Here is a 21,591-nt window from a genome sequence, read left to right on the forward strand (position 1 = left end):
CCGGGAAGCGGGTTCGCCCGACCGCCGCGCAACCGGCCTCCGGCCGTCAACGGACCGGTCGCGGAGCGGACCGCGCGGGATCCGCGGGAGGGCAGGGCCGCGGCCGAGGGGGATCCGCGCGTTCTCCTGATCGGCCTCGGCCGCCTCTGCGGAGAGGGCGGACGGCCGGCACGACCGTCTCCGCCGTCCGATCCCCTCCGGACGGATGAGGAGATCGGACGGTGTTTCCGCTCCGCTCTGACGGAATCGGTGGTATATCCGTTTCTTCTCGACGGAATCCGTGAGAACGTTTCTCTTCAATCCGGTGTCTAACAGGCGTTCGCGAAGGTTCCGTGCGGCATCGGACGGTAGGACCGCTCCCGGACGGGAGCGGAGAGGACGGAGAGAATGCGCCGCTCGGCGGTGGCTCTGGCGGCTGCGGCCGTGGTCATGGTGGTGGCGGGAGCGGTGGCCCGGTTCGCGATGGCCGGCGGTCCGCGCCCCGCCGTGCTGACCGGCGACGACGTGGTGGGGATCGCCTACCCGGTGCTGGGCGCCCTGCTGGTGCTGCGGCGTCCGGGGCTCCGGGTGGGATGGCTGATGGTCGCGGGCGGCTTCGCCACCGCGGTCCTCGGCCCCTCCCAGGCCGTCTACGAGTGGATCCGCCACTCGGGCGACCCCGCCGCGCTGCACTGGCCCGCCGCCGTCAACGCCGGGGTGGGCACGCTCGCGACGGTCCTGGTGGACCTGCTGCTGCCGTTGTTCTACCCGGACGGGCGGCTGCCGTCGCGGCGCTGGATCCCGGTCGCGGTGGCCGTGCCCGCCTTCACGCTGCTCCAGGGCGCGGCGCTCGTCTGCCGGTCCGCGCCGGCGGGCTCCCCGCGCGGCCCCAACCCGCTGGAGGCCGCCTGGGCCGGGCCGCTGAACGACTGGTTCGCGGCCGTGCCGGTGAACACCTACTACGTCGCCGAGGCGGTCTGCCTGTTCTCCCTGCTCTTCCGGTTCGCCTCCGCGGACGCGGTGGGGCGCCGCCAGATCGGCTGGCTGCTGTACGCGGTGGCGGCCAACCTGATGGTCGAGTTCCACGCCCCCTTCTCTCCGGCGGCGATGGTGACGAGCCTGGCCGTCCCCGCCGCCGTGGCCGTGGCGGTCACCCGCCACCACCTGTACGCCATCGACACCCTGGTCAGCCGGACCGTGATCGTGGCAGGTCTCCTCGGCGCGCTGGGCGCGGTCTACTTCGGGGGCGTCGCCCTGGCCGGCCTGGTCGTCTCCGACCACCACCAGTTCGTCGGGATGGGCGCGGTGCTGCTGGCGGGCGCGTTCTTCCACCCGATCCACCGGGGCCTGCGGCGGCTGCTGGACCGCGCGTTCTACGGGCCGGGCGGGGACCCGGAGCTGCTGGCCGCGCGGGTGCGCCGGGCGGTGGCCCACGACACGCTGGGGGGCGCGCTCACGACCGCGGTGGAGACCGTACGCGACGGGCTGGCGGTCACCGGGACGGCGATGGAGGTGAACGGGGTGCGGACGGCCGCGGGGGAGCTTCCGGAGGTGGTCCGCGAGGTCCCGCTCGTCTGGCACGGCGTGCAGGTGGGGCGCCTGCTGATCGGCCCGGCCGGGGTCCGGCGGCTGCCGGACTCCTACCAGGAACGGGTGCTGGCCGCTCTGGTGCCCTACGTCGCCGACGCCGCGCACGCCGCCTGGCTGACCTGCGCGCTGACCCGCTCCCGGGAGCGGGTGCTCTCCGCCCGGGAGGAGGAGCGCCGCCGCCTCTACCGCGACGTGCACGACGGACTGGGCCGCTCGATCAGCGTGATGGCCAGGTCGGTCAACGAGGCCCGGGGGTCCGTGCGGACCTCCCCCGAGGAGGTGGACCTGACCCTGCGGCGGCTGCGGGCGGGCATGGACGCGGCCTCGGCGCAGATCCGGGAGCTGGTGTACGGCCTGCGCCCGCCCGCGCTGGACGACCTCGGCCTGGAGGGGGCCGTGCGGGCGCTGGCGGGTGACGACGCGGCAGTGGTGGTCACCGGGGACCTGACCGGGCTGCCGGGGACGGTGGAGGCGGCCGCCTACCGGATCGTGCGGCACGTGCTTGCCGAGGCGCGTGGCCGTCCGGAGGCGGCGGATGTCCGTGGCCGTCCGGAGGCGGCGGATGTCCGGGGCCGTCCGGAGGCGGCGGATGTCCGGGGCCGTCCGGAGGCGGCGGATGTCCGGGTCGGGCTGGCGAGGAGCGACCGCCTGCGCGTCACGGTCGAGGTGGGCGGGAAGGGGCTGCCCGGTGGGGCGGGCCCGGACATGGTGCGCGAGTACGCGGCCGAGGCCGGCGGCACCTGCGCGGTCCGTGCCGCTCCCGGCGACGGCACCGTGGTCGAGGCGGTGCTCCCGGGGTGAGTCGGACGCGGCCTCCGCCGCGGTCCGGGAGGGCCGGCCGGGGAAGCCGGACCGGTGCCGCCCGCCGTCGCTCAGGCCGCGGCGTCGAAGGCGCCGAAGGCCTCCTGCACGCTGCCGTACGTCTCGAAGTGCCGGTCCAGGTTGGTGATCGTCAGCAGATGGATGATCATCCCCGGCTCCAGCACGAGGACGAGGCGGCCGCGGGAGTCCCGGACCCGGGTGAGCGTGCTCACCAGGATGCCGAGCCCGACGGAGTCGCAGAACGGCACCCGGGTCAGGTCCATCACCAGGCAGGGCCGGCCGGGCGCCTCCATGACCTGGTCGATCGCGGCCCGGAGGCGTGGGGCGACGGCCATGTCCAGCTCCCCGCTCACCCGGATCACCGTGCAGGAGTTCTCACGCCGCGTCTGGACGTCGAATACAGGGGTCACGATCCTCACCTCCGCCCGCTCCCCTCTGCCCGAGGGGGGAGGTGCTATGCCTCGTATGTCACTTTTTGCAGATGTTCTGTGTCGCGGTCCGCGCGCTGGGCGAGGCGCTCGGCGCCGGGGTGACGACGGCGGTCCCCGCCGAGGGCGCCGCGGACGCCGTGGGCGCCGTCACGGCGACCTCCTTCACCCCCGAGTACTTCCGCCCGATGATGAGCTCGATGCGGTCGCCGAGGTCGTCGATGAGGCGCAGCTCCGCTCCGGGGACGGCCGCGGCCAGGGTCCGGGCCGAGTCCTCGCGGCCGGGGCCGTACCGCACGACCGGGGCCTCGTAGTCGCGGCGCTGGGTGTTCCCGGCGGGCTTGGGCACGAGGAACCCGGCCTTGATCAGGTCGTTCCTGGTGCGCGCGCCCAGGCCGGTGGTCAGGGTGCCGTTGAGCACCTCCACGGAGATCCGCTCGGGCGGCACGGTCAGGGCGGGGGACGAGGGCGACGGAGCGGCGCCGGACGTCATCTGGGGCGTCGCCTGAGGTGTCGCCTGGGCGGGCTTCGAGGTCCCGCCGGACCCGGTGGGCTGCGCGGACGCGGCCGGCTTCGCGGGCTCGGTGAGCGGCTCGTCGGCGGCGATCCGGCGGAACAGCGTGCGGGCGGCCTCGGTGTCCCAGAGCACGGCGGACTCGCCGGTCGGCGTCCTGTGGTCGGGGTCGGCGATCGGGACCTTCGCGAAGACGACGTCGTCGGTGGAGACGTCCTTGAGCTGGTCGGCCAGGCCGAGCAGGTCCCCGCGCAGGGCGTCGTCGACGCGGATCGTGGCCAGCACGGTGTCGAGGAAGGCGGCGAGCTTGCCCGGGTTGGTCAGCGTGTCGCTGCTCAGCGCCCGGTCCAGCAGGGCCGAGATGACCTGCTGCTGGCGGTCGATGCGGTCGAGGTCGGAGCGGGCGGTGGCCCGGGTGCGGGCGTAGGCGAGGGCCTTGACGCCGTCGAGCTCGTAGGTGCCCGGCTGGAGCGTCAGGGCGGTCTTCGGGTCGTCGATGGCCACCGGGGTGCAGACCGAGACGCCGCCGAGCGCGTCGACCACGTTGATGAAGCCGAGCACGTTGACCTCGACGTAGTGGTGGATCGTCAGTCCGGTGGCCTTCTGCACCGTCTGCACGGTGAGCTTCGGGCCGTCCTTCGGGCCGCCGAGCTGGTAGGCAGAGTTGATCTTGTGTTCGCCCTTGCCGGGGATCGTCGTCCAGGTGTCACGGGGGAGGCTGACCACGGTGACCCTGCGGTGGTCCTCCGACAGGTGGATCACCATCATGGTGTCGGTCCGCTGGCCGCTCTCGCGGCCCAGCTTGAGCTGGTTCTGCTGCTGCCGGGTGAGGTCGTCGCGCCGGTCCACGCCGACGAGCAGGATGTTCATCGCGCCGGTGGAGCGCCTGTCGGCCACGCCCGCGTCGACGGAGGTGATCTTCTTCGTGGTGAGGTCCGTCAGCGCCCACGCGGCGCCGGAACCGGCGAGGACCAGGACCGAGAGCGCCCCGGAGACGACCAGGTTGCGCCGCCGGGAACGAGCGCTCCGGGCGGGCCTGCGCCCGCGCCTGGGAGCCACCCGGACGCCGCCGTAGGCGTCACCGCCCACGCGGACGCCCGAGTCCTCGTCTTCCGGGTCGCGCATCAGCCCCCCTAGGCTCCTGACTGGGTCGATGAGGTACCCGTCCGTACAGTAGCGTGAGCGACGCCATGAAGCAGTTCCCCGACTCGCCCGCGCCGGCGCCGTCCCCCGAGACGCGTGTCTGGCCGCCCATCTCCGTCGTCATCCCGGTGCTCAACGAGGAGCGCCACCTGCGGGAGGCGGTGGACCAGGTCCTCTCGCAGCGCTACGGAGGACCGATCGAGGTCGTCCTGGCGATCGGTCCCTCCCAGGACCGCACCCAGGAGGTCGCCGACGCGATCGCCGCCGAGGATCCCCGGGTGACCGTGGTCCCCAACCCGACCGGCCGCACCCCCAACGCGCTCAACGCCGCCATCGCCGCCTCCCGGTACGGGATCGTCGCGCGGGTGGACGGCCACGCCATGCTCCCCGAGGACTACCTGAAGGTCGCGGTGGAGACCCTGGAGGAGACCGGTGCCGACAACGTCGGCGGCATCATGGCGGCCGAGGGGGTCACCCCCTTCGAGCAGGCCGTGGCCCGGGCCATGACCTCCAAGATCGGCGTGGGCGGCGCCCGGTTCCACACCGGCGGCACCGCCGGTCCGGCCGACACCGTCTACCTGGGGGTGTTCCGCCGCGAGGCGCTGGAGCGGGTCGGCGGCTACGACGAGCACTTCCAGCGCGCCCAGGACTGGGAGATGAACCACCGCATCCGCTCCACGGGCGGCCTGGTCTGGTTCCAGCCCCGGATGCGCGTCTCCTACCGCCCGCGGCCGAACGTCAAGGCCCTGGCCAAGCAGTACTTCCACTACGGCCGCTGGCGGCGCGTGGTCGCCCGCACCCACGAGGGCACGATCAACCTGCGCTACCTGGCGCCCCCGGTGGCGGTGCTGGCGATGCTGGCCGGGCTGCTCGTCTCGCCGTTCTTCTGGCCGGGCCTGCTGGTCCCCGGCGGCTACCTCGCGGCGATCGCCGCGGGTTCGGCGGTGACCGGCAGCGGCCTGCAGGCGGGCGCGCTCCTGCGGCTCCCGCTCGTCTACGCCACCATGCACATCTCCTGGGGCTGGGGCTTCCTCACCAGCCCGCGAAGCCTCGTCAAACCGCAGGACTGACCCGGTTCCCCCGCCGGGCCGCGCGGCCCGGCGGGGGAACCGGCCTTACGGCGGCCCGGCCCGCAGGCCTGCTGTCAGCCGCCGGAGCCCGCGGCGAAGCGCAGGAGCGTCTCGGCGACGACGACGTCCACGGGATGGGTGACCTTCATGTTGAGCTCGCTGCCCGGCACGATGTGGATCGGCACGTCCGGCCGGTAGCGCAGCACCACGCCGCAGTCGTCGGTGGCCGGGCGGTCCCCGAAACCGGGATCGGCGAAGGCCCGCTCGTAGGCGTCGCGGATCACCGGCAGGCGGAAGCACTGCGGGGTCTGGGCCCGCCAGAGCCTGCGCCGGTCCGGCACGTCGTGGACGGTCTCGCCGTGCGGTCCCCGCGCGGTCACCACGATCGTGTCGGAGCTCGGGACCGCCACCTCCACGGCGGGGTGCTCCCGCAGGGCGCGCACGCACGCGGTGACGATGCGCGGCTCCAGCAGCGGGCGCGCGGCGTCGTGCAGGAGCACGTCGCAGTCCCGCCCGCCCAGCGCCTCCAGCGCCCGCCAGGTCGTCTCGGTGCGGGTCGCGCCGCCCTGGAGCACCGCGGTGACCTTGGAGAAGCCGTTGCGGGCGACGAGCCGCTCCACCTCCGCGGTGAAGCCGGGCGTCATCAGCACGAGGACCTCGTCGACCTCCGGGGCGCCGTCGAACACGGCGATCGTGTGCTCGATGATCGTCTTTCCGGCGATCTCGATGAGCTGCTTGGGGGTGTCCCGGCCGACCCGCTGGCCGACCCCGCCCGCGAGGACGACTGCGACGGTGCGGCGGCGTGGTTCAGGGGCGGTCACGGCGCGATCCTCCAGTGCTGCGGGGTGCGGGGGCGAGGGGTACGGGGGTGAGGGTAGCGGCTGGGCGGCGCGCCCCTGCGGTGCGCCAGTCCGCGCCGCCGGTCCCCTGCCCGGCCGTGCCCGCGCCGCCGGCCGCACGCCCGGCCCGGCGCCACGCGGCGCCCGCGCCCCCGTGATATCCCGTCAGGATCTCGCTACGCTGGGTGCGCACTCCCGATTCGAACGGTCACCCCGTCGGATGCGAAGGAGCCCGGCTTGAGAGACCCCACCCCCGTCCCGCCCGTCCCGCCCCCGCCGTCCGACGAGGACCGCGCCAGGCTGGAGGCGGCGGTCAAGCGCGACGACGGCTTCTTCACCACCTACTGCGTGAGCTCCTGGTCGCCTCATCTGGTCCGGCTCGCCGCCGAGCTGCGACTGACCCCCAACGCGGTCACCGGCGTCTCCGTCGGACTGGCGGCGCTGGCGGCCGTCTGGTTCTCCGAGGGCACCCGCGAGGCGCGGATCGCCGGGGCCGTCCTGCTCTACCTGTCGTTCGTGCTCGACTGCGTGGACGGCCAGCTCGCCCGCTACACCGGCGCGTTCTCCGCGTGCGGGTCATGGCTGGACGCCACCTTCGACCGGGTCAAGGAGTACACCGTCTACGCCGGTCTCGCCGCCGGGTACGGCGTCGCGCCGGGCGGCGGCTCCGACGCCGCGCAGGACGTCTGGCGGCTCGCCGTGGCGGCGCTGGTCCTGCAGGTGCTCCGCCACACGCTCGACTCGGCCTACGCGGCGGCGCGGCCCCCCGCGCCCGCCGACGGTGCGGAGGCCGCTCCGGCGGGCGGCGTCGCGGTGCTCTCCCGCCGCCTGGAGCGGGGCGCCGTCGCCCGCCGGCTCAAGAGGATGATCGTCCTGCCGATCGGGGAGCGCACGGCGCTGATCGCGGTGACCGCGGCGGTGTTCGACGCCCGGGTGACCTTCCTCGCCCTGCTGGCCTGGGGCGGCCTGGCCACGCTCTACATGCTCGGAGGAAGGATGGGCAGGTCGATGGCCCGATGACCGCTTCCGTGCCGCGCCCCTCCCCGCAGCCGCCGCCCTCGGCGCGCACCGCCGTGGCGGTCCAGCGCGACGACGGCGTGCCGTCCCGGGCGATGGGCGCCCTGGTGTCCGGGCAGCTGCCGCCGCTCCCGCCCGCCCTGGTCGCGGCGTTCGTGACCGGCGTGCTGCTGAGCATCGGCGTGGCCGGCAGCGACGACCTGGCGGTGTTCGCCCCGGCCGTGGTGCTGCTGCTGGCCGGCCCGGGCAGCTCCCACCCGCACGACGGGCGGCTCGACTGGCTGGTCCCGCCGATCCTGCGCCTGACCGAGTACGGCTTCACCACGGCGGTGGGCTTCGCGCACGGCGTGCCGCCGTGGCTGGTCTTCGCGCTGCTCGGCGCGGTGGCCTTCCACCACTACGACGTCGTGCACCGGGTGCGTGAGCGGCTGCGCCCGCCGCCGTGGCTGGCCGCGGCCGGTCTCGGCTGGGACGGCCGGATGCCGCTGGTCGCCCTGGGCGCGGCCACCGGCTGGGAGACCCCGGTCTTCGCGCTGCTCGCGCTCTATCTGTGGGCGCTGTTCGGCTGGGAGAGCCTCACCTACTGGACGCCCGCCCCGCGGCCGCGAGAGGGCCGTTCCGGGCGCGGGACATCCCGCTGAGACCGCCTGGTGAACCCCGGATTACACGATCAGGGGTCAAAGGGAACTAACCTTTGGGGCCAGAAGGGCCCGCCGAGGGTCTCACTTGGATGAGGAGTGCACGTTGCTGGGAATGGTGCTGGCCGCCGGGGCCGGACGACGCCTGCGGCCGTACACCGACACGCTGCCCAAGGCGCTCGTGCCGGTCGACGGCGAGACCACGATCATGGACATCTCGCTGCGGAACCTCGCGGCCGCCGACCTCCGTGACGTCGTGGTCATCGTCGGCTACCAGGCGCAGGCCGTACACGAGCGCAAGGCCGAGCTGGAGCGGCGGCACGGTGTGAAGCTCACCCTCGTGCACAACGACAAGGCCGAGGAGTGGAACAACGCCTACTCCCTGTGGTGCGCGCGCGACTACTTCGACCAGGGCGTGCTGCTGGTCAACGGCGACACCGTACACCCGGTCTCGGTGGAGCACACGCTGCTGTCGGCCCCGGCCACCAGCGACATCCTGCTCGCCGTCGACGACGTCAAGAAGCTCGCCGACGAGGAGATGAAGGTCACCCTCGACGAGGGCGGCCACCTGAAGCGGATCACCAAGCTGATGGACCCCGCCACGGCCGCGGGCGAGTACATCGGCGCGACCCTGATCCGGCCGGGCGTCGGCGCGCGCCTGGCCGACGCGCTGCAGGCGACCTTCGAGCGCGACCCGCAGCTGTACTACGAGGACGGCTACCAGGAGCTGGTGAACCGCGGCGAGAAGATCGCGGTCGCCCCCATCGGCGACGTCGCGTGGGTCGAGGTCGACAACCACGACGACCTGGCGAAGGCGCGGGAGATCGCGTGCCGATACTAGCCAGGATGCTGCCCGCCCCGCTGACCATGGAGGTACGGCGGGGCGCCATCGCGGAGCTCGGCTCGCTGCTGGCCGACAGCAGGGTGGCGACCTCCGGGCGGGTGGCGGTGGCGGTGGGCGCGGGCCAGGGCGACCGGATCTCCGCGGTGATCGCCTCCACCCTCGGCGAGGCCCAGGTGTTCCGGGTGCCCGACGGCTCGGTCGACGCCGCCGTCGCGCTCGGCGCCGACCTGCGCAAGGGCGCCTACGAGGCGGTCGTCGGCATCGGCGGCGGCAAGACCATCGACGCGACGAAGTACGCCGCCTCGCTCGCCGGCATCCCCATGGTGGCGGTGGCGACCAACCTGTCGCACGACGGCATCTGCTCGCCGGTGGCCTCGCTCACCCACGAGAGCGGCAAGGGCACCTTCGGCGTGCCCATGCCGCTGGCCATCATGGTCGACCTGGACTTCGTGCACGACGCGCCCCCCGCGCTGGTCCGCGCCGGGATCGGCGACGTGGTGAGCAACCTGTCGGCGATCGAGGACTGGCAGCTCGGCAACGCCGAGCGGGGCGAGCCGATCGACGGGCTGGCCTGCTCGATGGCCCGCACCGCGGCCGAGGCGCTGATCGGGCGGGGCGACTCCATCGAGTCGGACGCGTTCCTGACCGTGCTGGCCGAGGCGCTCATCCTGTCCGGGATGTCGATGGTCATCGCCGGGTCGTCCCGTCCCTCCAGCGGCGGGGATCATGAGATCCTTCATGCCGTGGACCAGCTGTACCCGGGCACCTCCAACCACGGCGAGCTCGCCGGCATCGGAGCGGCCTTCTGCTTCTTCCTCCGCCGGGACACCGCCCGGCTGACCCAGGTCGTCGACTGCCTGCGCGGGCACGGCCTGCCGGTCACCCCGGGTGACGTCGGGCTGAGCACCGAGCAGTTCACCGCGGCGGTCGAGCTGGCGCCCTCGACCCGTCCGGGGCGGTACACCATCCTGGAGCATCTGCGCCTGTCGGAGCCGGAGATCAGGGATCGGGTGGAGGATTATGTCCGGGCCGTCGGTCGCTGAGCTCCGTGCGGTGGCCCAGCCGCACACGACGATGGAGCGCAACAGCGGCGAGCACTGGGCAGGCGTGCTCTACATGCGCAAGCTCTCGATCTACGTCACGTGGCTGCTGGCCAAGACGCCGATCACCCCCAACCAGACCACCTGGCTGATGATCCTGACGGGGCTGGCGGCCGGTGCGGTGCTGGCGCTGCCCGGCCTCGCCGCGGCCGTGGCCGCGGCCCTGCTCGTCCAGCTCTACCTGCTGCTCGACTGCTCCGACGGGGAGCTGGCGCGGTGGACCGGGCGGACCTCCATCACCGGGGTCTACCTCGACCGGGTCGGCCACTACTTCGCCGAGGCGGCGCTGCTGATCGGGCTGGGCTTCCGGGCGTCGGCGACGCTGCCCGACTGGTACACCGTGGCGGGCTTCGGCGCCGCGCTCGGCGCGATCCTGATCAAGGCGGAGACCGACCTGGTCGACGTGGCGCGGGCCCGCTCGGGCCTGGTGGCGGCGACCGAGTCCTCGGCGGAGCAGTTCCGCTCGCGCGGCCTGGGCCTGGCCCGGAAGGCGGCGGCGGCGCTGAAGTTCCACCGCATCGTCCAGGCGGTGGAGCTCTCGCTCCTGGTGGTGGTCGCGGCGGTCTGGGACCTGGTGAGCGGCGGCGCGGCCGCGACGCGGGTGCTGGTGGTGGCCTGCCTGGCGGTCGCGGCCCTGCAGATGGTCCTCCACCTGGTGAGCATCCTGGCGTCCCGGCGGCTGTCATGAGGAACCGGACGGCGTCCCGGCGCGTCGTAGGTGCGAACACCCATCGGTTTGGTGGGTGTTCGCCGACTGTTCCGATACGCTTGTCCCCTGGTGAACACCAGGCCGCACCTCCGCCAGAATCGCCCACCCCAGCAGACTCGGTGATCATGAAAGTATGTTCCGCGCGTGTCCGCGATGCGTCAGGACGATGACGCGTTGAAGATCTCGTGCGTCATCCTCACCATGGGAAACCGGATCCCCGAGCTGGGCCGGGCGGTCGAGTCCGCCCTGAACCAGGACGACGGTGACGTCGAGGTGGTCATCGTCGGCAACGGCGCGGACGTCCCGGAGCTCCCGGTGTCCGTGCCGCCCGGCTCGTCGGCGTCGATCAAGACCGTGCGGCTGGAGCGGAACACCGGCATCCCCGCCGGGCGCAACCGCGGCGTCGAGGAGTGCTCCGGCGACGTGGTGCTCTTCCTCGACGACGACGGCTGGTACGGCCAGCGGGACATCGTCTCCCACCTGCGGGAGCGCTTCTCCACCGAGCATGACCTGGCGGTCGTCTCCTTCCGGGTGATGGACCCCGACGGCGGCGCCGGGCAGCGCCGCCACGTCCCCCGCCTGCGGGCCGGCGACCCCGAGCGCTCCTCCCCGGTCACGACCTTCCTCGGCGGCGCCTGCGCGATCCGCCGCTCGGCCTTCCTCCAGGTCGGGGGGCTGCCCGAGCGGTTCTTCTACGCCCACGAGGAGACCGACCTGGCCTGGCGGCTGCTCGGCGAGGGCTACCGGATCGAGTACGACGCGCAGACCGTCATGTACCACCCGCAGGTGCCGCCGACCCGGCACGCGGACTTCTACCGGCTGAACGCCCGCAACCGCGTCTGGCTGGCCCGGCGCAACCTCCCCTGGCCGCTGGCGGTCCTCTACCTGCTCAACTGGATCATCCTCACGCTGGTCCGGGAGCGCTCCGGGGCCGCGCTGCGCGCGTGGTTCTCGGGCTTCCGCGAGGGCCTGCGCGAGTCGGCCGGGGAGCGCCGCCCCATGGGCTGGAAGACGGCTTGGCGCATGCTCCGCCTGGGCCGCCCGCCCATCGTCTGACCGGTTTCCATGTTCCGGCTGGGCCGCCCGCCCATCGTCTGACCGGCTCCTCCGGGAAGCGGGCCCTGTACGGTCCCGCTTCCCCGGCCGCGTACGGCACCGCTTCCCCTGCGGCCCGCGCCCGTCCGCCGGGCGGGGGCGCGGGGCCGCGGGGCCGCGGGCTCGCGCCCGTCAGGGCCGGACCGTCGACAGCTCCTTGGCCTCGCCGAAGCTCATGGTGGTGTGGGCGACCGTGAAGGAGGCCAGGGCCCGCCTGGGCAGGCCCAGCTCGCTCAGCTCCCGGGCGACGGGGTGGTTGCCCAGGCGGACCAGTGCGCCGCCCGGGCGCACCCGCACCCCGCGGGGGGTGACCGACCACGGGATGCGGCGGGTGACGCCGTCGAGGTGGCTGTAGGCGTCGGCGGGCTCCACGACGCCGCCGGCCGGGACCGGGAGGCCCGGCTTGACCAGCAGGTCGAGCACGAGACGGCCGTCGCGGCGGACGACGCACCGCTTGTACGGCGAGCTCAGCCGCAGGTCGATCTCGGCCAGCTCCTTGGGGAACCCCCAGATCGACCGCCCGGCCTCCAGGGTGAAGCCCTGGTCCACCGGGAGCCAGTGGACGAACGCCCCGGTGCCAGTGCGGCGCAGCTCGGCCAGACCGGCGCGGAGCCCCCGGCGCGGCGCCGGGCCCGCCTCCGGCGGCCGGATCAGGAAGGCGACCCCGAACTCGTGGTAGGCGTCCAGGTCGCCGTCGGTGTAGTCGACGAACACCAGCGTGCACAGCGCCCTGCCGGGCAGGACCTCGGCGGCGTCCAGCCCCGAGTAGGCGAGCACGGCCCGGGCGGCGTCGGCCCGGACGAGGTAGGAGGCGCCGCAGACCGCGGCGTCCCGGACGCGCACCGGCATGGTCACGTCGCGGCCCTGGATCAGATGGCGTGCCATGGCTCAAGTACATCAAGCGCCGGGTCCGCCGTCACCGGTTTGCCCGCCCATTCCTCCAGCAGGGCCACGAAGGCGCCCGCGTGGCCGGCCCAGTCGTGGCGGAGGGCGGCCTCGGCGTGGCCGCGGGCGCCCATGGCCGCCGCGCCGGCGGGGTCGTCCCGGAGCGCCAGCACGGCCCGCGCCGCGGCTCCGGCGTCGCCGTAGGGCACGACCACGCCGCAGCGGACCCGCTCGACCAGGGCGGCGGTGGCCGGGACGGGGGTGGTGACCACCGGCAGGCCCCGCGCCATGTACCCGATCACCTTCGCGGGCACGGGCCTCGGGTCGCGCGAGACCCCGTCCGGGGCCCCGTCCGAGGCGCCGACCGGCAGGTCGTGCGCCAGGACCAGGCCGGCGAGGGAGCCCTCGGCCATCCGCGCCGCGTGCCGGTCGGGCACGTGGCCGTACCAGTCGAGCAGGCCCTGGCGCTGGGCGTCCCGCAGCAGCGGCCGGGTCCCGGCGTCGGCGGGGCCGATCAGGTCCAGCCGGATCCCGTGCGGGGCCAGCCGCCGGGCAAGCTCCACCAGCTCCGCCGCGCCCCGGTCCGCGGAGAGCCGGCCGAGGTGGACCACCCGGCTCTGCCGGCCGGGCGGGAGCGGGGGGCGCCGGGGCACGCAGGCGGTCTCGGGGACGACGGGGTGGGCCCCGGTGAAGCGCTCCCGGTAGGACTCCTCGGCCAGGATGAGGCGGACGCGCCGCTCCGCGCGGGCCTCGAGCCGGCGGACCAGGGAGGACGGCGAGCCGGACGGGCGGTCCGGGGAGTTCGGGGACGCCGGGAACGCCGGGAACGCCGGGAACGCCGGGAACAGGGCGCGGGCGGCCAGGCGCAGCGGGAGGCGGGCCAGGGCGGCGGCGCTCTCCCCGGGCTCCTGGCGCACGTCCCAGACGGTGACGGGGCGGCGCCTGGGCAGCCGGAGCAGCAGTTCGGCGTCGTGGACGAGGAGCAGGTCGGCGCCCTCGACCCCGCGGCTCAGGGCGCCGCGGGCCGCCCGCAGGGCCCGGGCACGGCGGCGTCCGGTCGCGCGCGGCACGTCGACCGCCCGGATCCGGGGATCCGGGGTGACGTTGCAGTCGGTGAAGGGCGCGACGTAGGTGACGTCGTGCCCGGCGTCGAGGAGCGCCCGGATCTGCCGGTGCATGATCCGGGCGTCTTCGGGGTGGTGGACGAGCGTGGCGAAACATACCCGCATATCCCGATGCTGGGCGCCGCTTCCGTCGTCACCGGGTGGGCGGCGTTAACTACCGGGGAACGGCCGCTGAACTCTCCCTGGAAGGAGCCTGGGCGGGCTCCGCGCCGTCCCTGGACTCCGCGGGCCGCCGGTAGAGCCAGACCAGGCGCGGCTCCAGCAGCCACTTGAAGAGCGTGCGGGTCTCCGGCAGGCACAGGATGATCGCCAGGGCGACGGAGCTGGAGGAGATCGCCAGCACGCCCAGCGGGCCGTGCAGCCAGGAGACGTCGAGCCAGCCCTGGTCCTTGGCGACGAGCACCACGACGCCGTGGAGCAGGTAGGCGTAGAGCGTGCGGGTGCCGAGGTCGGAGAACCACGTCTCGCGCCGGGGCACCAGCGCCAGCAGCGCGAAGGTCAGGGCCAGCGCGGCCAGCAGCATGGCGCCGCGCACGCCGAGCCCCAGCCACCAGTCCATGTCCATCTTCTTGTAGCTGTAGCGGAAGTAGACGGGCTTGAGGTTGACGTGCGGGGCGACGAGGATCGCGACCGCGGCTCCGGCGGCGACCGTCACCCCGGCGACGATCTTGACCCAGAGCGGCTTGAGCAGGTCGAAGTGCTCGGGCTTGAGCATCATGCCGATCACGTAGAACGGGAGCAGCCCGAAGAACCGGTCGAGGCTGAAGTCGCCGGAGATCTCCGAGAAGCCCGCGGCCAGGCAGATGACGAAGGCGACCAGGATCGGCTGGCGCATCCGGTGCCAGATCGGTGTGGAGATGCGCCACAGGACCAGGGCCAGCAGATACCAGTTGAGCCAGGCCGGGTCGGTGATCGTCAGCGTCCACTTCTGGCCCAGGGAGAAGCGGAGGACCGCGTAGCCGATCTCCACGACCACGTACGGCACCAGCATGGTGTCGACGAGCTTGTTGATCTTCGCGTTGGAGTTCCAGAAGTTCCGGCCGAGGTAGCCGCTGATCAGCACGAACGCCGGCATGTGGAACGTGTAGATGAACATGTACGCGGCCTTGGCCGAGTCCGCGTCCAGGGTCGGGACCAGCGAGTGCCCGGCGACGACCAGCGCGATCAGGACGAACTTGACGTTGTCGAGGTACGGCTCGCGCTTCTTCCTGGCCGGGGGAGCGGCCGGCTCCTCCTCCTGCCCGGCCTCCGCGCCGGGGCGCGGCGCGCCCTGCCCGCCGCCGGGGAAGGCGTCCCAGGCGGAGAAGGGCCGCTCACCACCGGGAACCGGGGCGGGGGCGGGCCGCGACGGCTGGGGCGCCCAGGCGGGCGCGCGCTCCGGAGTCCGCACGGCGTCGCCGCCCCATCCTGCCCGCCCCGCCGGCTCCACGGACTCGTGCTCCCAGTCCCAGGAGTCCTGCCCGGGCACTCCGGCCGGGGCCTGGGGGGCGGCGGACGCGGCGACGGCCGGCGGCTGCGCGCCCTCCCGGTACGGCGGGTGGCCCCAGGCGGTGGCCTCGCCGGGAGTCTCCTCCACGGGCCTGCGGCGGCTCCCCCAGCCGGTGGCGGGCGGGCCGTCCGGGAGCTCAGGCCAGGAGGGCTGAGGCGCCGGGGACGGCTGGACCTGCTCGGGCATCGGCCACGGGGCGGGTGTCCCGCCCCGCCCGTCCGCGGGTCCGCCAGGGGCGCCGCCGGGGGCGCCGCCGTTCCTGGGGGCCGGGGCCGAGAAGGGGGATCGGGTGTCGCTCACGAGGGAAACGCTCAGCTATCTGTCGGAGACTGGGGTGCGGAACACCGGCGGAGACGCCCCGGAGGTGCGGCCGGTCGGCCGGGGGCGGGGCCCCGGCGGGTTCGCCTCGCCGACCTGCCAACCATAGACCGACCGGGTGCCGTCTGTCGCATGAGGAGTGGTCTTCGCCGGGGGTTGGCGGGAAATCGTGATCCTCCGCGGAGCCGTACGGGCGGGGGCGGGACCACGGGGGCCGGTGCACGGGACCGGGGATCCGTGGCGGGGGGATGGGCCGGGTGAGCGGGCCGGGCGGGGAGGGCCGCCCGGCCGGCGCGTCACTGGCAGGGGTTGGTCTTGACGTCGACGACCTGGTCCTTGAGGGAGTCGGGGATCTTGGTGGGGACCCGGACACCCTTCCAGTCGTCGCCGATGACCAGCTGGATGACCGGGCCGGCGGGCGGCTCGGTCATCGGGCCGGTGGGCGGGGTGTACTTCTCGGAGCTGACCGGCTTGACCTTGCCCAGGGTGCCGGGCAGCTTCTCGCCGGACAGCCGGGCGGCCAGCGCGTCGGCGTAGGCGGGGCCGTCGGCGGTGTCCTTCTTGGCGTAGCGGACCGAGGTGGTCGGCACGTTGCCGGTGGCGGGGCGGGCGTTGCCCACCTGGGTCACCACGAAGCCCTGGGCGGCGAGCTTGCCGGCCACGTCGGCCGCCAGGCCGGGCTTGTCGGTGCCGTTGAGGACCTGGACCCGGACCTGCTCGTGCTTGACGGCGGGCTTGGCGGAGGCGGTGGGGCTGGCGGTCGGGGTCACCTCGGTGTCGTTCTTGATCGACTCGAAGAGCTCGCTCGCCTGCGGCTGCTTCCAGACGACCCGGTTCGTGTCGGTGGGGTCGGGACCCCACGGGACGGTGATGAACTTGACGCCGTTGGCGGTCAGCTCCTTGGCGCTCATCGCGATGTCGATCAGGGCCTGCTGGTCGTTGGCCAGCTTGTCGTCCATGCGGACGGACTTGGCGGCCTCGGAGATGAAGGACTGGAGCTTGACGGGGTTGGTGAGCAGCTCGCCGCTGGTGGCCTTCTTCACGACCTGGGTGAGGAAGACCTGCTGGCGCTTGATGCGCTGGATGTCGCTGTTGTCGCCGTAGTCGCGCAGCCGCACGTAGCCCAGGGCCTTCTCGCCGTTGAGGTTGTGCCAGCCGGCGGCGAGCTGCAGCTTGGCCTTCTTGCTGTCCACCGGCTGCTTGAGGCAGATCCGGATGCCGCCGAGGGCGTCGACGATGTTCTTGAAGCCGGTGAAGTCGACCTCGACGAAGTGGTCGATGTAGATGTCGGTGAGTTTCTCGAGCGTGGCGATGGTGCAGGTGATGCCGCCCTCGTTGTAGGCGGCGTTGATCATCTCGCGCCGGGCGGGGACTATGTTGCCCTTCTCGCCCTTGCAGGTCGGCATGTCGACCATGGAGTCGCGGGGGAAGCTGACGAGCGTCGCCTTGTCGCGGTTGGGCGAGATGTGCATGAGGATGATCGTGTCGGTGCGCTTGCCCGCGTCGGCCATCTTCTGGCCGTATCTGAGGTTGTCGCCCTCACGGGTGTCGGAGCCGACGAGCAGCACGTTGAGCGCGCCGGTCTGCCGCGGGCGGTCGTCGCCGAGCTTGTCGTCGATCTTGAGCGTCTTGATCTCGCCGAGGGTGTCCCGGTAGACCTTGTAGCCGCCCAGGGTGCCCAGCACCAGCAGGCCCGTCAGGCCGATGCTCGCCCAGCCGCCCGCGCCGATGCGCCGGGCGGTGCGGTCCTTGCCCCGGGGCGGCCTGCCGCTCGGCAGGGTCTCCTGCGCGGGGGGAGCGCCGCCGCCCGCACGCCGCGCGGTGCGGGAGCCCCGGACGGACGGCACGGTCCGCTCCTTCACGGCGACATGCCGATGGTCGCTCATGCACCCTCCCTGGTCGGCGGCAACGCGCTGTGCTGCCTAGGCTCGCTCATCGCGCCCAAAGATTAGGTCACCCGGTCAGGATGAGGGGTTGCCATGGGCTGAACTTGGTCATGCCCGTCCCTCCTGCTGGTCACCGTGATGATCTGGCGGCTCAGCATACTCAAATTCGGACATTTCAGGGAACGTTTGATAAAAAGCCCCGCTGCCTGCGAGGACGAGGGCCAGACAGGCGAGCGGCACGGCAGGCAGGACGTACCGGTGGTCGAACTCGGCCACGGCCGCCGGCATCACGAGCAGCAGCACCGCCACCGCCCACGGCAGCGGCCACAGCGCGGTCCCGGAACCCCGCCCGGCACGGCGCCCGGTCACGTCCGGACCCCGCTCCGGACCGGCCGCGGGGACCTGTTCCGGACCGGCCGCCGCATCCCGCTCCGGACCGGTGCCCGGCCGTGCACCGTGCGCCCGCAGCCGCCGCAGCCGCAGCCGCCGCAGGGCCGCCAGCGCCGGCGGGGCCAGCAGGATCACCAGCAGCACCGCGCCCGGCAGCCGGGCCACGTCCTGGTAGGACCGCATCCATCCGGCGTACGGCTCGGCGATCCGCGTGCCGATCGGCCCCTCCTCGTAGCGCTCGGCGAACTGCGCGCCCACCGTGGCCGGGTAGCGGCCCGGCGGCGGGGGCGTCCGGTCCGGGAACTCGTAGTAGCCGTAGACCTCCGCGTCCGGGTAGACCGGGCGGTCCCAGGTGAAGGAGCGCGACAGCTCCTTCGCGAACGAGGCCAGGTAGTCGAGCGGCTGGCTGCGCAGGGCCAGCGAGGCGAACCGCCCGGCCAGCTCGTCGTTCTCCCGGCTGAAGGTGATGCCGGGCAGCTTCACCAGCGGGGCGTCGGGGCTCCAGATGTACTCCTGCGAGGGCGGCCGCCGAGCGGGAGGCCGGGGGTCGCAGAGCACCGCCAGGTCCGCCGGGGGGTCCATCTTCGCGCAGTCGGCGAAGGCCATCGTCCGGGAGTAGAGGAAGACGCCGTTGGCGCCGACGATGCCGACCCGCTGGTAGGTCGCGTGGAACCACGCCCCGTAGGCCAGGATCGGCAGTACGGCCGCCGCCAGCATCACCCCGGCCGCCGCCGTGCGGCCCCGCGCCCGGTACAGCAGCCACCCCGCGAAGAGGGCGACCAGCGGCAGGCCGACGGTCCTGGTGAGCGTCGCCGCCGCGATCAGCAGGCCGATCCCGCACGCCGTACGCCGGGTGACCCGCTCCGCCAGGGCGAGGCAGACCGCCGCGACGACGAGCAGGGTGAACAGGGTGTCGGAGACCAGCAGGTGCTCCAGCTCGATCTGGTAGGCGTCCAGCAGCACGGGGGCGGAGGCGAGCGCCGCCGCGGGGGCGGGCACGCGCAGCCGCCGGGCGGTGAGGTAGACCAGCGCGCCTGCCGCGAGCCCCAGCAGGTGCTGGGCGAGGGCCACCGCGCCGAAGCTGTGCAACGGCTCCAGCAGCCGCAGGAACATCGGGTATCCCGCCGGGCGGACCAGGTCAGGGCGGGGCTTCAGCGCGGTGACGACGTAGGTGTAGGAGTCGGGGAACCAGATCGCCGGCCGGTAGCCCAGCATCGTGACCGCCCGCAGCACGGCCCCGACACCCAGCAGCGCCGCGAACCACCGGTGCTCCCGGAGGAGGCCGCGCGCCCGTGCCCGTCCGACCACCCGCCGCCCCCCTTCGCGTGTTGCGCGTACGCTATCGGCTCCGGCGGGACGGGGCCGTACCGGCGGGACGCCCCCGCACTTCGGGAGATCGTTTCAGGAGGACCATGAGGAGCACCCGGCCGGGACGGACGCGTCCGCTCTCGGCGGGCCGGACGCGCAGGCCCTCGGCGGGCCGGGTGCTCGCCGTGGCCTCGACGGCGCCCGCGCTGGCGCTGGCCGGCTGGCTGCTCGCCGGGCTCCCGCTGCTCCTGCTCGGCTGGTTCCGGCCGCTCGCCGCGGTGCCGCTCGGGCTGGCCGCCGCCGCGCTGCTCTGCCGGTACGGCCTGCGCCGCCCGGCCGGGGCGGCGCCCGCGATCGCGGGGGCGACGGCGTGGCAGGTGGCCGGGGTGCTCGCCGCCGCGGTGGGCTCGGGGCTGTTCAACGCGCTGCTCCACGGCGAGCAGCTGATCGTCCGGCGGGACCCGGCCACCTACGCCCAGTACGCGGTCTGGCTGGCGGAGCACGGCTCGCTGCCGATCCCGTACGGCGAGGCGGCCTTCGGCGGGCCGGACCCGGCGCTCCGCTCCGGCAGCGTCGGCTTCTTCGACCACGGCGGCGCGGTCGTGCCGCAGTTCATGCCGGGCCCGCCGCTGGTCTACGCGCTCGGCCACTGGCTGGGCGGCCTGCCCGGGCTGCTGCTGACCCCGGCGGTGCTCGGGGCGGTGGCCGTGCTCGTCTTCGCCGGGACCGTCGCCCGGCTGGCCGGGGCCCGCTGGGCGGTGCTCGCCGCACCGGTGCTCGCCGTGTGCGTGCCGGTGCTCTACACCTCGCGGACCACCTTCAGCGAGATCCTCTCGCTGATCCTGCTCTTCGGCGGGCTCTCCCTGCTGCTGGACGCGCACTCCCGGCTCCGTACGGCCCCGCCCGGGAGCGGGCGCACGGATCCGTCCGGGATCGGCCGGGCGGTCCCGGACGGGAGCGACCGGGCGGCGGGGACCGGGGCGTTCCTGGGCGGCCTGGTGCTCGGGCTGGCCGTGCTGGTCAGGATCGACGGCCTGCGGGACGTGCTGCCCGTGCTGGCCTACGCGGGCGCGCTGATCGCCCTGCGCCGGGCGGGCGCGGCAGGGGGATCCGGCGGGACCGGGGAACACGGCTCCCCGGACGGTCCCGGAGCCGAGGGAGCGGGCGGATCCGAGGCCCGCCGGGAGGCGGGTGCGGCCGGGGGACGGCTGGACGGGCGGCTGGGGGCGCCGCTGCTCGGCGGGCTGCTGGCCGGGACGGGGCTGGGCTTCGCCGCCGCGTTCCTGCTCGCCGAGCCGTACCTGGAGTACCTGTCGGGCTCCTGGCGGCCGCTGCTGGCCGTCTGCGCCGCCGTCCTGCTGCTCACGCTGGCCGCCGCCGCGCTCGGGCCCCGGCTGGCGGGCCCGCTCCGTCGGGCCGCGGGCGTCCGGTGGCTGCCGGAGGCCGCGGCGGGGCTGGTCGCGGCCGCCATGGCGGCGTTCGCGCTGCGGCCCTGGCTGCAGACCGTGACCCGCGTGCCCGCCACCCCCGAGGACCGGGAGACCGCGGAGTTCATCGCCAGGACGCAGGCGGCCAACGGGCTGCCCGCCGACGGGACCCGGCTCTACTACGAGGACGCGCTGCACTGGGTCGCCTGGTACCTCGGGGCCCCGGCCGTGCTGCTCGCCACGCTGGCCGCCGCCGTACTGGCCCACCGGCTGGTGCGGGGGAGGGCGCCCGAGTGGCTGCTCCCGCTGGCGGTGGTCGGCTGGACCACGGTCACCACGCTCTACCGCCCGGCCATCACCCCCGACCACCCGTGGGCCGCCCGGCGGCTGGTCCCCGTCGTCCTGCCCGGCCTGGTCCTGCTCGCCGTCTGGGGGCTGCGGTGGGTGCTGCGCCGGGCCCGGGAGCGGGGGTACGGCCCGGCCGCGCGCCGGGCCGCCGCCGTCGCCGGAGTCCTGCTGCTGGCGGCGCCGGGGACGGTCACCTCCATCGGGACCGCCTTCACCCCGGTCGGCAGGGGGGAGCGCGCGGCGGTCGAGGGGATGTGCGCGGCCCTGCCGGCGGACGCCTCGGTGCTGATCGTGGAGCGGGTCACCGCGGACCGGTTCACCCAGCTCGTCCGGGGGGTGTGCGGGGTCCCGGCGGCCGGGGTCGCGGTCGCGCCCGGCACGGACCTGGCGGCCCGCTCCGACGTGACCCGGCTGGTGGACCGGGTCCGGGCGGCCGGCCGCAGGCCCGTCCTGCTCGCCGCCGAGGCCGGCCAGCTCGCGCCGTACGGCACGCCCGTCCAGGTGATGAGGTTGCGCACCCGCCAGGACGAGCGCTCCCTCACCTCGGCCCCGGACGGCACGTGGTCGCTCGCGGTGGACGTCTGGATGGCGGTTCCGGGGGGAGAACCGGCGCGGTCGTCCTGAGCGC

Annotated in this window: 17 protein-coding genes; 9 read left to right on the plus strand and 8 right to left on the minus strand. The window is 74.3% G+C overall.

The features are described 5' to 3' along the window. Window positions 1–402: 402 nt before the first annotated feature. The gene (locus ACFOWE_RS06800) at window positions 403–2,370 is read left to right on the plus strand and encodes a sensor histidine kinase (protein ID WP_377286143.1); all 1,968 of its coding nucleotides are present in this window, start codon (window positions 403–405) and stop codon (window positions 2,368–2,370) included. A 71-nt stretch (window positions 2,371–2,441) separates the two neighbouring features. Here the strand turns inward: ACFOWE_RS06800 and ACFOWE_RS06805 are convergent, their stop codons facing one another. Together ACFOWE_RS06805 and ACFOWE_RS06810 are read right to left on the minus strand one after the other, a co-directional pair. Continuing rightward, window positions 2,442–2,801 carry an STAS domain-containing protein gene (locus tag ACFOWE_RS06805; RefSeq protein WP_377286144.1) on the minus strand — a complete coding sequence of 120 codons (360 nt, stop codon included), beginning with the start codon at window positions 2,799–2,801 and terminating at the stop codon, window positions 2,442–2,444. A 58-nt stretch (window positions 2,802–2,859) separates the two neighbouring features. Continuing rightward, entirely contained in the window at window positions 2,860–4,458 is a 1,599-nt protein-coding gene (locus ACFOWE_RS06810) for an LCP family glycopolymer transferase (protein WP_377286146.1), read from the minus strand. Between the two features lie 65 nt (window positions 4,459–4,523). On the opposite strand from ACFOWE_RS06810, the gene ACFOWE_RS06815 reads away from it, so the two are divergent. Beyond that, window positions 4,524–5,546, plus strand: a complete 1,023-nt coding sequence (locus tag ACFOWE_RS06815; protein WP_377286462.1) for a glycosyltransferase family 2 protein — start codon at window positions 4,524–4,526, stop codon at window positions 5,544–5,546. 74 nt (window positions 5,547–5,620) lie between these two features. On the opposite strand, the gene ACFOWE_RS06820 is transcribed toward ACFOWE_RS06815, so the two are convergent. Beyond that, entirely contained in the window at window positions 5,621–6,367 is a 747-nt protein-coding gene (locus tag ACFOWE_RS06820) for an IspD/TarI family cytidylyltransferase (protein ID WP_377286148.1), read from the minus strand. A gap of 255 nt (window positions 6,368–6,622) precedes the next feature. On the opposite strand from ACFOWE_RS06820, the gene ACFOWE_RS06825 reads away from it, so the two are divergent. From ACFOWE_RS06825 to ACFOWE_RS06850, 6 genes are all read left to right on the plus strand, one after another. After that, window positions 6,623–7,405 carry a CDP-alcohol phosphatidyltransferase family protein gene (locus ACFOWE_RS06825; RefSeq protein ID WP_377286149.1) on the plus strand — a complete coding sequence of 261 codons (783 nt, stop codon included), beginning with the start codon at window positions 6,623–6,625 and terminating at the stop codon, window positions 7,403–7,405. Next, complete coding sequence (locus ACFOWE_RS06830; protein ID WP_377286150.1) at window positions 7,402–8,043, plus strand: DUF5941 domain-containing protein; 642 nt, start codon at window positions 7,402–7,404, stop codon at window positions 8,041–8,043. Before ACFOWE_RS06825 ends, ACFOWE_RS06830 begins: the two co-directional genes overlap by 4 nt. 103 nt (window positions 8,044–8,146) lie before the next feature. Further along, window positions 8,147–8,881: a phosphocholine cytidylyltransferase family protein gene (locus ACFOWE_RS06835; protein WP_377286152.1), complete on the plus strand. Its 735-nt coding sequence runs from the start codon at window positions 8,147–8,149 to the stop codon at window positions 8,879–8,881. A 5-nt stretch (window positions 8,882–8,886) separates the two neighbouring features. Beyond that, window positions 8,887–9,927: an iron-containing alcohol dehydrogenase family protein gene (locus ACFOWE_RS06840; protein ID WP_377286153.1), complete on the plus strand. Its 1,041-nt coding sequence runs from the start codon at window positions 8,887–8,889 to the stop codon at window positions 9,925–9,927. Next, window positions 9,905–10,672 (plus strand): CDP-alcohol phosphatidyltransferase family protein, encoded by a 768-nt coding sequence (locus tag ACFOWE_RS06845; RefSeq protein ID WP_377286155.1) that lies wholly within the window; start codon window positions 9,905–9,907, stop codon window positions 10,670–10,672. The genes ACFOWE_RS06840 and ACFOWE_RS06845 overlap by 23 nt, the downstream gene beginning before the upstream one ends. A gap of 174 nt (window positions 10,673–10,846) precedes the next feature. Then, the gene (locus ACFOWE_RS06850) at window positions 10,847–11,749 is read left to right on the plus strand and encodes a glycosyltransferase family 2 protein (RefSeq protein WP_377286463.1); all 903 of its coding nucleotides are present in this window, start codon (window positions 10,847–10,849) and stop codon (window positions 11,747–11,749) included. Between the two features lie 171 nt (window positions 11,750–11,920). On the opposite strand, the gene ACFOWE_RS06855 is transcribed toward ACFOWE_RS06850, so the two are convergent. The 5 genes from ACFOWE_RS06855 to ACFOWE_RS06875 all read right to left on the minus strand — a co-directional run bounded on the left by ACFOWE_RS06855 (window position 11,921) and on the right by ACFOWE_RS06875 (window position 19,188). Next, on the minus strand, window positions 11,921–12,673 hold the full coding sequence (locus ACFOWE_RS06855; RefSeq protein WP_377286157.1) for an acetoacetate decarboxylase family protein: 753 nt from the start codon (window positions 12,671–12,673) through the stop codon (window positions 11,921–11,923). Then, window positions 12,658–13,902, minus strand: a complete 1,245-nt coding sequence (locus tag ACFOWE_RS06860; protein WP_377286159.1) for a glycosyltransferase — start codon at window positions 13,900–13,902, stop codon at window positions 12,658–12,660. The genes ACFOWE_RS06855 and ACFOWE_RS06860 overlap by 16 nt, the downstream gene beginning before the upstream one ends. 49 nt (window positions 13,903–13,951) lie before the next feature. Next, window positions 13,952–15,586, minus strand: coding sequence for an acyltransferase family protein (locus ACFOWE_RS06865; RefSeq protein ID WP_377286160.1), 1,635 nt, complete (start codon window positions 15,584–15,586; stop codon window positions 13,952–13,954). Between the two features lie 314 nt (window positions 15,587–15,900). Then, complete coding sequence (locus tag ACFOWE_RS06870) at window positions 15,901–17,490, minus strand: LCP family protein (protein WP_377286161.1); 1,590 nt, start codon at window positions 17,488–17,490, stop codon at window positions 15,901–15,903. A gap of 108 nt (window positions 17,491–17,598) precedes the next feature. Next, a complete protein-coding gene (locus tag ACFOWE_RS06875; protein ID WP_377286163.1) occupies window positions 17,599–19,188 on the minus strand; it encodes a hypothetical protein in 1,590 nt (529 codons plus the stop codon). Between the two features lie 104 nt (window positions 19,189–19,292). On the opposite strand from ACFOWE_RS06875, the gene ACFOWE_RS06880 reads away from it, so the two are divergent. Further along, window positions 19,293–21,587, plus strand: a complete 2,295-nt coding sequence (locus tag ACFOWE_RS06880) for a hypothetical protein (RefSeq protein ID WP_377286164.1) — start codon at window positions 19,293–19,295, stop codon at window positions 21,585–21,587. Window positions 21,588–21,591: the final 4 nt, after the last annotated feature.

This window comes from Planomonospora corallina (assembly GCF_042650625.1).
GTDB lineage: Bacteria > Actinomycetota > Actinomycetes > Streptosporangiales > Streptosporangiaceae > Planomonospora_B > Planomonospora_B corallina.

Excerpts from the sequence above, each read along its gene's own strand:
- ACFOWE_RS06850 (WP_377286463.1), top strand. The coding sequence starts at position 10,847 with ATGCGTCAGGACGATGACGCGTTGAAGATCTCGTGCGTCATCCTCACC.
- ACFOWE_RS06860 (WP_377286159.1), bottom strand. The coding sequence starts at position 13,902 with ATGCGGGTATGTTTCGCCACGCTCGTCCACCACCCCGAAGACGCCCGG.
- ACFOWE_RS06855 (WP_377286157.1), bottom strand. The coding sequence starts at position 12,673 with ATGGCACGCCATCTGATCCAGGGCCGCGACGTGACCATGCCGGTGCGC.
- ACFOWE_RS06840 (WP_377286153.1), top strand. The coding sequence starts at position 8,887 with ATGCTGCCCGCCCCGCTGACCATGGAGGTACGGCGGGGCGCCATCGCG.
- ACFOWE_RS06810 (WP_377286146.1), bottom strand. The coding sequence starts at position 4,458 with ATGCGCGACCCGGAAGACGAGGACTCGGGCGTCCGCGTGGGCGGTGAC.
- ACFOWE_RS06815 (WP_377286462.1), top strand. The coding sequence starts at position 4,524 with ATGAAGCAGTTCCCCGACTCGCCCGCGCCGGCGCCGTCCCCCGAGACG.
- ACFOWE_RS06880 (WP_377286164.1), top strand. The coding sequence starts at position 19,293 with ATGAGGAGCACCCGGCCGGGACGGACGCGTCCGCTCTCGGCGGGCCGG.
- ACFOWE_RS06830 (WP_377286150.1), top strand. The coding sequence starts at position 7,402 with ATGACCGCTTCCGTGCCGCGCCCCTCCCCGCAGCCGCCGCCCTCGGCG.
- ACFOWE_RS06870 (WP_377286161.1), bottom strand. The coding sequence starts at position 17,490 with ATGAGCGACCATCGGCATGTCGCCGTGAAGGAGCGGACCGTGCCGTCC.
- ACFOWE_RS06845 (WP_377286155.1), top strand. The coding sequence starts at position 9,905 with ATGTCCGGGCCGTCGGTCGCTGAGCTCCGTGCGGTGGCCCAGCCGCAC.